This window comes from Nonomuraea lactucae, assembly GCF_003313395.1.
GTDB classification, from domain to species: Bacteria; Actinomycetota; Actinomycetes; order Streptosporangiales; family Streptosporangiaceae; genus Nonomuraea; species Nonomuraea lactucae.
Map to the genome: position 1 here is coordinate 1 of NZ_QNFZ01000952.1, position 9,977 is coordinate 9,977.

Sequence of the window (9,977 nt, forward strand, 5' to 3'; positions counted from 1 at the left end):
ACCCGCCCGCCGCCGCGGCTCAGCGCGCCGCGGTCGCCCGGCCGGCCGAGCCAGAGTTCCAGCAGCGCGTCGGGCACCGGTCCGCCCGCCCCGTCCAGCACCCGCCCTTCGAGGGTGACGGCGCCGGGGTGGCCCGGCGGCACCAGCTCCCAGTCGTGCGGGTACGGCAGCGCGTGGGCGAAGAACGGGCCGACGGTCTGCGACGGCGTGACGGTCATGGCGTCTCCATCGGGGTGCTGCCGAGCACGATGTCGAAGGTGTACCCGAGGGCCCATTCCGGTTCGGTGACGTCCAGGGAGAAGGCGGAGACCAGCCGTTCCCGGCCGGCGGGGTCGGGAACGGACTGCAGGACCGGGTCGAACGGCATCAGCGGGTCGCCGGGGAAGTACATCTGGGTGACGAGCCGCTGGGTGAACGCCCGCCCGAAGACGGAGAAGTGGAGATGGGCTGGCCGCCAGGCGTTGGGGTGGTTGCGCCAGGGGTAGGCCCCGGGCTTGATCGTGACGAACCGGTATCGGCCGTCCCCGTCGGTGAGGCAGCGGCCCGCGCCGGTGAAGTTGGGGTCGAGCGGCGCGGGGTGCCGGTCCCCGTCGTGCGCGTACCGGCCGGCGGCGTTGGCCTGCCAGAGCTCGACCAGCGTGCCGCGGACGGGACGGCCGGAGCCGTCGAGGACACGGCCCGTGACGATGACGCGCTCGCCGATCGGCTCGCCCGCGTGCTGCCGCGTCAGGTCGTGGTCGAGCGGGCCGATCTCCTCGTGCCCGAAGACGGGGCCGCTCAGCTCGATCGTGTCGGGGTCCGCCTCGAACGGCACGGGCGGGCGCCGCGGGGCCCGCAGGATGGTGCTGCGGTAGCCGGGGCTCAGGTAGGGCGGGTGGATCATGGTGGTCCTCGGCTTGTTCAGGGGGATGTCGGAGTTCACCACGGCAGCCCCACGTAGTTCTCCGCCAGCGTCGTGGCCGCCGCCTCCGAGGAGGTGACGTAGTCCAGGTACGAGAGCTGCAGCCGTCTGCCGTAGTCGTCGTCGGAGTCGAAGGTGTGCAGCAGGTTCGTCATCCACCAGGAGAAGTGCTGGGCCCGCCACACCCGCTTCAGGCACGCCCGCGAGTAGCCGTCGAGCAGGTCGGCCGAGCCCGTCGAGAAGAACAGGTCGAGCGCCTCGGTCAGCACCCGCACGTCGGCGACGGCCAGGTTGAGCCCCTTCGCGCCGGTGGGCGGCACGATGTGGGCGGCGTCGCCGGCGAGGAAGAGCCTGCCGTACTGCATGGGCTCGGCGACGAAGCTCCGCATCGGCGTGACGGACCTCTCGATGATCTCGCCGGTGGCGAGCGTGAAGCCGGGCACCGTCTCCAGCCGCTGCTTCAGCTCCGCCCAGATCCGCTCGTCCGGCCAGTCGCCGTCGTCGGCGTCGGGCGGCACCTGCAGGTAGAAGCGGCTGATCTCGGGCGAGCGCATGCTGTGCAGGGCGAAGCCGCGCTCGTTCCTGGCGTAGATGAGCTCCTTCGACGAGGGCGCCACCCTGGCCAGGACGCCGAGCCAGGCGAAGGGGTACTCGCGCTCGTGGAGGCGCAGGACCCCTTCGGGGATGGACGCCCTGGACACACCGTGGAACCCGTCGCAGCCGGCGATGACGTCGCAGTCGAGCCGCTCGCCGCCGAACGTGAGGTACGGCCCGGCCTCCGGCGAGTGCGGCGCCACGTCCTCGACCTCGAAGCGCACGTCGCCGCCGGCCTCGAGCCGGGCGGCGATGAGGTCCTTGACGACCTCCTGCTGGCCGTACACGGTGATGGACCTGCCCGGCACCAGCTTCTCGAACGCGATGCGGTGGCCCCGCTCGCCGTACCTGAGCTCGATGCCCTGGTGCGGCAGGCCCTCGCGCAGCAGCCGCTCGCCGACGCCCGCCGCGACCAGCGTGTCCACCGTGCCCTGCTCCAGCACTCCCGCGCGCACGCGGCTCTCCACGTGGGCGCGACCGCGCTTCTCCAGCACCACGGAGGAGATGCCGCGCTGGTGGAGCAGGTGGGACAGGAGGAGTCCCGCGGGGCCGGCGCCGATGATCCCGACCTGTGTTCGCATGGGGCAAGCATTCCGCCGAACCGCCGCTCCGCCGAGCCGTCTCTTCCGCTGAGCGGAATCTTGATGCAGGATTTCGCGCATGGCAGGCGGTTCGCGGGAGGCCGGGCGCTCGGTGACGTCCAAGGTGCTCGCCATCCTCGGCGCGTTCGACTCGGCGCATCCGCAGCTCACGCTGACCGACCTGGCCAGGCGGAGCGGGCTGCCGCTGAGCACCGTCCACCGGCTGGCGGGCGAGCTGGAGCAGTGGCGGGCGCTCAGCCGCGCGCCCGACGGGCGGCTGCGGATCGGGATGCGCCTGTGGGAGCTGGGGCAGCTCGCGCCGGCCAGGCTGCAGGACCTGGCCCATCCGTGGCTGCAGGAGGTGTTCGCGAGGACCGGCGAGAACGTCCACCTGGCCGTGCGCGACGGCCTGGAGGTGCTGTACGTGGACAAGGTGCACGGCAGGAGGGCCGTGCCGATCGTGTCCAGGACGGGCGGGCGGCTGCCGATGCATCCCACCGGCGTGGGCAAGGCGCTGCTGGCGTACGAGCCCGACTGGTTCGTGCAGGCGTACCTGGCGCGCAAGCTGGAGCGGCCCACCGCGCACACGATCACCGAGCCGGGCAGGCTGGCCCGGGAGCTGGCGGCCGTGCGGGCCCAGGGCCACGCGCTGACGTTCGAGGAGATGTCGCTCGGCTCGTGCTCGGCCGCGGTGCCGGTGCTGGTGGACGGCCGCCCGGTCGCCGCGCTCGGCATCGTGCTGTCCTCCCGCCGCGCCCGCGAGCTGCACCGCCTGGTGGAGCCGCTGCGCGACGCGGCCGACCAGATCGCGCGGGCGTACGCGGCGGCGTCCAGCGGCACGGTCTAGGCCCGTTCGGCTCGCACACCGTCGGCGGGCTCGCGCGCCCTCGGCGGACTCGCGCACCGTCGGTGGGCTCAGGCGCGGTGGGTGCGGATCGTGAGCGGACACAGGCCCGTCGTTTCGAGGAACCTCCGACTGTTGCGGCCCCCTGGCAGTGGCAGTACGGTCTCACTGAACATTCCGTTCAGTGAAGCTGATCAAGAGGTTCGATGGCCGCGTCGGAGACCGCACACCTGGGCGCCCGCATCCGGGCGTACCGGACCATGCGTCAGATGACCGTGCGCGCCCTCGCCGGCGAGGCCCAGGCCAGCCCCAGCTTCATCAGCCAGCTCGAACGCGGGCAGACCAGCGCGAGCGTCGGGATGCTGCGCCGGATCGCCCAGGCGCTCGGGCTCACGGTCGCCGAGCTGTTCAGCGAGGACGACGAGGTGGGGCACCGGGTCGTGCGCCGTGCGGAGCGTCCCGCCCTGCCCACCGGGCCGGGCGCGCGCAAGTACCTCATCTCCCAGCGCCCGCTGCAGAACGTGGAGATGTACGCCGGCGAGTTCGACCCGGGCGCGTCCACCGGGGACGACCCGTACACGCACGGCGACTCGCAGGAGTTCTTCCTCGTGCTGCGCGGCGAGGTCGTGCTCTGGCTCGGGCCCGCGCCGGAGGCCGTCGCGCATGTGCTCGGGCCGGGCGACAGCGTCGAGTTCCGCACGTCGGTCCCCCACCGGGTGGTCAACGACGGCGGCGAGCCGGCCGAGGTGCTGTGGGTGGTGAGCCCGCCGACGCCGTCGGCATGAACCCCACCCCATGGGCATACGCCCGATTTCGTACGCTTTTTCCGACGAGTCCGATGTGGAAGGTTCCTCACGTGATACCAGGCATCCCGCTCAGCGGGGACTTCGCCAACGGCGGCGTCTCCTTCTGGTACCGGCAGACCGGCCTGCCGGACCGGCGGGCGGCGCTGCCCGGCCCGCGCTCGTACGACGTGGCCATCGTCGGCGGCGGTTACACCGGCCTGTGGACCGCCTACTACCTGAAGAAGGCGGAGCCGGGGCTGCGGATCGCAGTGCTGGAGAAGGAGTTCGCCGGGTTCGGCGCGTCGGGGCGCAACGGCGGCTGGCTGTCGGCCGAGTTCGCCGGGTCGCGCGAGCGGCACGCCAAGGCCCGGGGCCGGCAGGCCATGATCGACCTCCAGCACGCGATGTTCGGCGCGGTGGACGAGGTCATCGGGGTGACCCGCGAGGAGGGCATCGAGGCCGACGTGCACAAGGGCGGCGTGCTGCACGTCGCCACCAACCCGGCGCAGCGCCGCCGCCTGCGCGCCGAGGTCGCCGATCTGCGCGCCTGGGGATACGGCGAGGACGACATGCGGCTGCTGGGCCGCGACGAGCAGCGCGAACGCCTGCAGGTGGCGGGCGGCCTGGAGGCCGCCTACTCCCCCCACTGCGCCCGCGTCCAGCCCGCCAAGCTCGCCGTCGGCCTCGCCCGCGCGGTGGCGGGGCTCGGCGTGGACATCTTCGAGAACACCGCCGTGACCGAGATCCGCCCCCGCGGAGCCCGCGGCGGCGGCCCCGCGGCGGCCGTCACCACGCGCGGCGTCGTCACCGCCGAGTACGTCATCCGCGCCACCGAGGGCTTCACCTCGGGCCTGGCCGGGCAGCGCCGCCAGTGGCTCCCGATGAACAGCTCGATGATCGTCACCGAGCCGCTGCCCGCCGAGGTCTGGAAGCACATCGGCTGGGCGGGCGGCGAGCTGCTCGGCGACCAGGCCCACGCCTACATCTACGCCCAGCGCACCGCCGACGACCGGATCGCGATCGGCGGGCGCGGCGTCCCCTACCGCTACGGCTCGCGCACCGACGACCGGGGCGCCACCCAGGCGGCCACGGTGGCGCTGCTCTGGCGGATGCTGGTCAAGCTGTTCCCGGCCGCGGCCGACGCGCGCGTTCAGCACTCGTGGTGCGGGGTGCTCGGCGTTCCCCGCGACTGGTGCTCGACCGTCCACCTCGACCACGCGACCGGCCTCGGCTGGGCGGGCGGCTACGTGGGCAGCGGCGTGACCACCACCAACCTGGCCGGGCGCACGCTGCGCGACCTCGTGCTGCGGCGCGACACCGAGCTGACCGCGCTGCCGTGGGTGGGCCGCCAGGTGCGCCAGTGGGAGCCGGAGCCGCTGCGGTGGGCGGGGGTGCGGCTCATCTACACGCTGTACAGGGCCGCCGACCGCCAGGAGAACGACCGGGGCACCACCACCTCGCCGTACGCCCGCCTCGCCGACCTCATCTCAGGCCGCTGACCCCGTTCCCGGCTCCTTCGAGGCCAGGAGGCCGGCTTCTTCCGGGCGGCCCGGGCGGGATGGCCGCTCTCGCGTCGCCGCAGCACGGACGTCACCCGCCGGCGCGGCGACGTGCGGCGACCAGGCGTTCAGCGCCAGGGGTCGAAGTCGACCTCCAGCGGCTCCTGCGGCGGCCGCTCCCCTTCAGGCACGTGCTGGAGGTTGACTCGGATCCGGTACCATACGCTGCTGCGGCCGCGCATGCCGTCGACCAGCACGTCGGCGGGCCGCAGGTGGGCCGCCACCCCGGGATGGCGGGCCTTCCACCGCTCGAACCCGGCCATCGCCTCGTCCTTGTGCTGGGCCTTGGCGATCTCGATGACCGGCACGGTCTGCTGCCTGCGCCCGGAGCCCTTGGGCGGCTTGGGCGCCGGGCCGAGCGACTCGGCCAGCTCCAGGAGCCCGTCGAGCGAGCCGGGGCTCAGGTCCATGTCCTCCCAGGGGTCGCCGGCATCGGCCAGCCGCTTCGGCACCGTGTCGATCGTGAACGCCTCGGGACGGCAGCCGGGCACCTCGCGCCAGGTCAGCGGCGTGGACACGCGGGCGTCGGGCACGGCGCGGACGGAGTAGGCGGAGGCCACGGTGCGGTCGTAGGCGTTCTGGTTGAAGTCGACGAAGACGCCGTGCCGCTCCTCCTTCCACCACCGGCTGGTGGCCAGGTCGGGAGCCCGGCGCTCGACCTCGCGGGCCACCGCCTCGGCCGCCGTGCGCACCTTGGCGAACGGCCATCGCGGCTCGATCCGGGCATAGACATGAAAGCCACGCGAACCCGACGTCTTCGGCCAGGCGGTCAGGCCGTGGTCGTCCAGCACCTCCCGCGCGACCAGCGCCGTCTTGAGCAAGTCGGCCCACTCGACCCCCGGCACCGGGTCGAGGTCGATGCGCAGCTCGTCGGGGTGGGCGAGGTCGGGCACCCGCAGCGGATGGGGGTTGAGGTCGACGCAGCCCAGGTTGACCACCCACACCAGCTGGGCGAGGTCGTCGACCACGACCTCCTCGGCGCTGAGCCCGGACCGGTAGCGCAGCTCTGCCACCTCGATCCAGCTCGGCCGCTTGGCGGGCGCCCGCTTCTGGAAGAACGCCTCCTCCTCGATGCCGCGCACATATCTCTTGAGGATCATCGGCCTGCCCGCCACGCCGCGCAGCGCCCCGTCGGCCACGGCCTGGTAGTAGCGGATCAGGTCGAGCTTGGTGTGACCGGTCCGCGGGAAGATCACCTTGTCGGGGTTGGTGACGCGCACCTGCCGCCCCGCGACCTCGATGTCGGGCATGCGGCCCACCCTACGCCGCCCCTCCGACAATCCCCCTGAGCTGCCCGAACGCCCGCTCGGAGGTCAGAAGGCGCCGTGGCGGCCCTCGCCGGCGGCGAAGCGGGCCGCGCCGCCCGCCGCGTCGGGCAGGGAGAGCAGGCCGTGGCGCAGCTCGTTCCGGAACGCGTCGGCCTCGTCGAGAGCTTCCTGCTCCAGGGCCGACATCCGGTCGCCGCGCAGGCACGCCTGCGGGAACCGGGCCAGCTCGCGCGCCAGCTCCTCGGCGTGCCGCCTCGCCGTTCCCGTGGGCACGACGCGGTTGGCCAGCCCCATCTCCCTGGCCTCGGCCGCGCCGACGGGCCTGCCGGTGAGGATCATGTCCATGGCCCGGGAGCCGCCGACGAGCCGCGGCAGCCGTACGGTGCCGCCGTCGATGAGCGGCACGCCCCAGCGGCGGCAGAAGACGCCGAACACCGCGTCCTCCTCGGCGACCCGCAGGTCGCACCAGAGGGCCAGCTCCAGCCCGCCGGCCACGGCGTGCCCGGCGACGGCGGCGATGACGGGCTTGGACAGGCGGAGCCTCGTCGGCCCCATCGGCCCGTCCCCCTCCTCGCCGACATGGTTGTCGAGCGCCTTGAGGTCGGCGCCCGCGCAGAACGTGCCGCCCTCGCCCCACAGCACGGCCACCGAGGCGTCCGAGGAGTCGAACTCACGGAAGGCTTCGGCCAGCGCGCCGGCGGTCTTCCGGTCGACCGCGTTGCGCACCTCGGGCCTGCTCAGCACGACGGTCGTGACCGCCCCGTCCCGCTCGATCCGTACGGTCATGGCCACCTCCGCTGGATTCGGAGCTCCCGCCAACGGGAGCATATCGGGATCGGCACCGCCCGGCCGGTACGGGGGACGGCCCGGGCACCGCACCTCACGCGGGCGCCGCGCCACACGCAGTTTCGGCACCTCCCGAGAGCGCGTCGCGGGCGGCCATCAGCGCGAACCCGAGCAGGTTGAGCCCCTGCCAGGTCGCCGGAGACGCCGCCCGCTCGTCGCCGGCGGCCAGGCCGATGCCCCAGACCCGGTCACGCGGGCTGGCCTCGACCAGGATCCGGGACCCCGTCGCGAGCAGGTACTCCTTCAACTCGGGGTGCCGGCCGAACCGAAGACGTGCCCGCCCTCGCTGAACGAGACGGGCCACCACTGCGACAGGCAGCCGGGGCCGACACCGCCGTCGCGGGCGGGCCGGTGCCCCCAGAAGTACAGATAGCGCAGGCGGTGCCCCGCCCGCTCGGCGGCGATCGCCTCTGCCACGGTGCGCGGGAGCTGCTTGACCACGCCGACCCCCTGCCACCCCCGCCCGGTCTTGGCCAACGCCCCAGCCAACCACGCTCCCAACCACGCTGCCGCGACCCTGCCCGACCCTGCCGACGACTCAGAGGACCACGGCCCCCGTGACGAGCTCGTCGAAGCGGTCCAGGTCCTCGGCCGGGCGGTCGAGGCCGCGCAGCGGTCCGCGTTCGGCCAGGTGCTCCTCGGCGTACAGGCGGGCCACCAGCGACTTGCGCTCGTCGTCGAGCCCCCAGCCTGCCTGCTCCTCCAGCAGCGCGGCGGCGTAGACGTCCGCCATGAACACCCCCAGCGGATACAGCCGCGCCTCGGCGGTCCGCGAGTCGAGGGCGCGCCAGGCGGTGATCGCCTTCTCCAGGTCGTCGATCCGCCGGTTGACCAGGGTGGAGGTGGCGGCGGCGCGCAGCCGGTCGAGGAAGGGCTCGTGGGCCTGGTCGCGCAGCACGGCGCGCCGTACGTCCAGGCAGAGGATGTTGTCGCCGCCCTCCCAGATGGGGTTGACCTGGGCGTCGCGCAGGAGGCGGGCCACGGGCCACTGCTCGATGTAGCCGTTGCCGCCGTGCACCTCGATCGCGTCGCTGGCCGCGGTGACGCCGAGCCGGGCGGCCCGCAGCTTGATCAGTGCGGGCGCGAGGCGCAGGGGCGGGCCGAGGTGGCCGTCGAACACCAGCGCCTGTGCGGCCTCGACCGCCACGATCAGCTCGGCGAGCTTGCGGCGCATCAGCGGCTGGTCGATGAGCGGCCTGCCGAACGCCTCGCGGGCGCGGGCGTAGCAGATCGACTCGACGAGCGCGCGGCGGGCCACGCCGAGGCCCATCATCGCCACGCCGAGCCGGGAGGCGTTGGTGAGCCTCATCATCGTGCCCAACCCGGAGCCGGAGCCCTCACCCGCCAGCAGGTACGCCTCCGCGCCGGCGAACTCCACCTCGGCCGAGGCGACCGAGCGGGTGCCCAGCTTGTCCTTCAGCCGCCTGATGCGCACCGCGTTGCGGGAGCCGTCGCGCCGCTCCCACAGGACCAGGAACGGGGCGACGTCCCCGCCGTCCCGCCGGGCGAGCACCACGAACGCCGACCCGTTGGCGTTCGAGGCGAACCACTTGAGCCCGGTCAGCCGCCACGACTCGCCGTCGGGGACGGCGGTGGCCTCCAGGGCGGCCAGGTCGGAGCCGCCGGTCCGCTCCGTGAACATCTGGGCGGCCTCGCCCGAGTAGAAGCCGTTGGCGAAGATCTCGCGTACTCGTTCCCTGACGTCGTCCGGCGCGTGCTTCTCGGCGAGCCGCACCACCATGTCGCCGCCCGTGCCGAGCGCGCAGCCCATCCCGATGTCGGCCTGGTCGAGCAGGTACGTCCAGGCCGCGGCGAGCGCGGCGGGGTCGGCACCGTGCTCGCTCGCCCGCCGGGCGAAGGCGGGAGAGGTGAAGTTGTCCTCCATCAGCGCCCGCCTGGCGGCGTGGAAGGACGGCGGCATGACGACCTCGCTGACGTCCCTGCCCCACCTGTCGTACTTCTCCAGCCGCGGCGGGTTGCGGTCGGTCTCCTCCGCCCAGGCGTTGACGGGGCCGCTCATGAGGGCGCCGAGCCTGTCCAGGTGCGGCTCTGCCCAGGCGAAGCCGTCGCCGAGATGGCGCCGCATGAGCAGTCGCAGCGACGGGTCGACGGTCCACCAGTTGCGTCCGGCGGCGCCCTGGTAGCGCTCGGTCGCGTAGCGGTCGCTGCCGTCGAACGGTTCGATGAGATAGCGCCCCATGCCTGCGAGTGTTACATATACTCAACACGCGATGGAAGACCGTAACACCCTGAGCGCGCGCTCGGCCGTGCTGAGCGTCCTGCTGGGCAGCCACCCGCCGAGCCTGCCCGCCCGCCACCTGGTGCGCGTCGGCGCGCTTTTCGGCATCGCCGAGGGCACGGTGCGGGTGGCGCTCTCCCGCATGGTGGCGGCCGGCGACCTCGTACCGGCCGGTGGCCGCTACACGCTGTCGGAGCGGCTCGTCGAGCGCCAGGCCAGGCAGGACGAGAGCCGCGCCCCGCACCCGAAGCCGTGGGACGGCACCTGGGAGATCGCCGTCGTCACCGCCGAGCGGCGCGCGCCGGCCGACCGGGCCGCGCTGCGCCACGCGATGAGCGCGCTGCGCATGGCCGAGCTGCG

10 protein-coding genes and 2 pseudogenes are annotated in these 9,977 nt (G+C 73.6%); 4 read left to right on the forward strand and 8 right to left on the reverse strand.

Translation table 11 applies throughout. From position 1 onward, the window contains the following. From DQW85_RS33305 to DQW85_RS33315, 3 genes and pseudogenes are all read right to left on the reverse strand, one after another. A pseudogene (locus DQW85_RS33305) lies at positions 1-218 on the reverse strand (protocatechuate 3,4-dioxygenase subunit alpha); the annotation flags it as partial. Further along, positions 215-883 (reverse strand): protocatechuate 3,4-dioxygenase subunit beta, encoded by a 669-nt coding sequence (gene pcaH / locus DQW85_RS33310; RefSeq protein WP_113703754.1) that lies wholly within the window; start codon positions 881-883, stop codon positions 215-217. The pseudogene DQW85_RS33305 and the gene pcaH, both read right to left, overlap by 4 nt. A gap of 35 nt (positions 884-918) precedes the next feature. Further along, entirely contained in the window at positions 919-2,076 is a 1,158-nt protein-coding gene (locus DQW85_RS33315) for a 4-hydroxybenzoate 3-monooxygenase (RefSeq protein ID WP_113703747.1), read from the reverse strand. Positions 2,077-2,155: 79 nt separating this feature from the next. Between DQW85_RS33315 and DQW85_RS33320 the strand changes: the two genes are divergently transcribed. The 3 genes from DQW85_RS33320 (at position 2,156) to DQW85_RS33330 (ending at position 5,204) form a co-directional block, all read left to right on the forward strand. Further along, positions 2,156-2,923 (forward strand): IclR family transcriptional regulator, encoded by a 768-nt coding sequence (locus tag DQW85_RS33320; RefSeq protein ID WP_113703748.1) that lies wholly within the window; start codon positions 2,156-2,158, stop codon positions 2,921-2,923. A gap of 203 nt (positions 2,924-3,126) precedes the next feature. Next, positions 3,127-3,705 carry a helix-turn-helix domain-containing protein gene (locus tag DQW85_RS33325; protein ID WP_113703749.1) on the forward strand — a complete coding sequence of 193 codons (579 nt, stop codon included), beginning with the start codon at positions 3,127-3,129 and terminating at the stop codon, positions 3,703-3,705. 74 nt (positions 3,706-3,779) lie between these two features. Next, on the forward strand, positions 3,780-5,204 hold the full coding sequence (locus DQW85_RS33330; RefSeq protein ID WP_240197583.1) for an NAD(P)/FAD-dependent oxidoreductase: 1,425 nt from the start codon (positions 3,780-3,782) through the stop codon (positions 5,202-5,204). 128 nt (positions 5,205-5,332) lie between these two features. Here DQW85_RS33330 and ligD read toward each other — a convergent pair whose 3' ends face one another. From ligD to DQW85_RS33350, 5 genes are all read right to left on the reverse strand, one after another. After that, positions 5,333-6,514, reverse strand: coding sequence for a non-homologous end-joining DNA ligase (ligD, locus tag DQW85_RS33335; RefSeq protein ID WP_113703751.1), 1,182 nt, complete (start codon positions 6,512-6,514; stop codon positions 5,333-5,335). A gap of 63 nt (positions 6,515-6,577) precedes the next feature. Then, entirely contained in the window at positions 6,578-7,318 is a 741-nt protein-coding gene (locus DQW85_RS33340) for a crotonase/enoyl-CoA hydratase family protein (protein ID WP_113703752.1), read from the reverse strand. 94 nt (positions 7,319-7,412) lie between these two features. Beyond that, positions 7,413-7,625 (reverse strand): NADAR domain-containing protein, encoded by a 213-nt coding sequence (locus tag DQW85_RS47960; protein ID WP_338043434.1) that lies wholly within the window; start codon positions 7,623-7,625, stop codon positions 7,413-7,415. Continuing rightward, positions 7,622-7,867: a hypothetical protein gene (locus tag DQW85_RS47965; RefSeq protein ID WP_338043435.1), complete on the reverse strand. Its 246-nt coding sequence runs from the start codon at positions 7,865-7,867 to the stop codon at positions 7,622-7,624. The genes DQW85_RS47960 and DQW85_RS47965 overlap by 4 nt, the downstream gene beginning before the upstream one ends. A 49-nt stretch (positions 7,868-7,916) precedes the next feature. After that, positions 7,917-9,578 (reverse strand): acyl-CoA dehydrogenase family protein, encoded by a 1,662-nt coding sequence (locus DQW85_RS33350; RefSeq protein ID WP_113703753.1) that lies wholly within the window; start codon positions 9,576-9,578, stop codon positions 7,917-7,919. Between the two features lie 31 nt (positions 9,579-9,609). On the opposite strand from DQW85_RS33350, the pseudogene DQW85_RS33355 reads away from it, so the two are divergent. Continuing rightward, positions 9,610-9,977 (forward strand): annotated as a pseudogene (locus tag DQW85_RS33355) (PaaX domain-containing protein, C- domain protein); the annotation flags it as partial.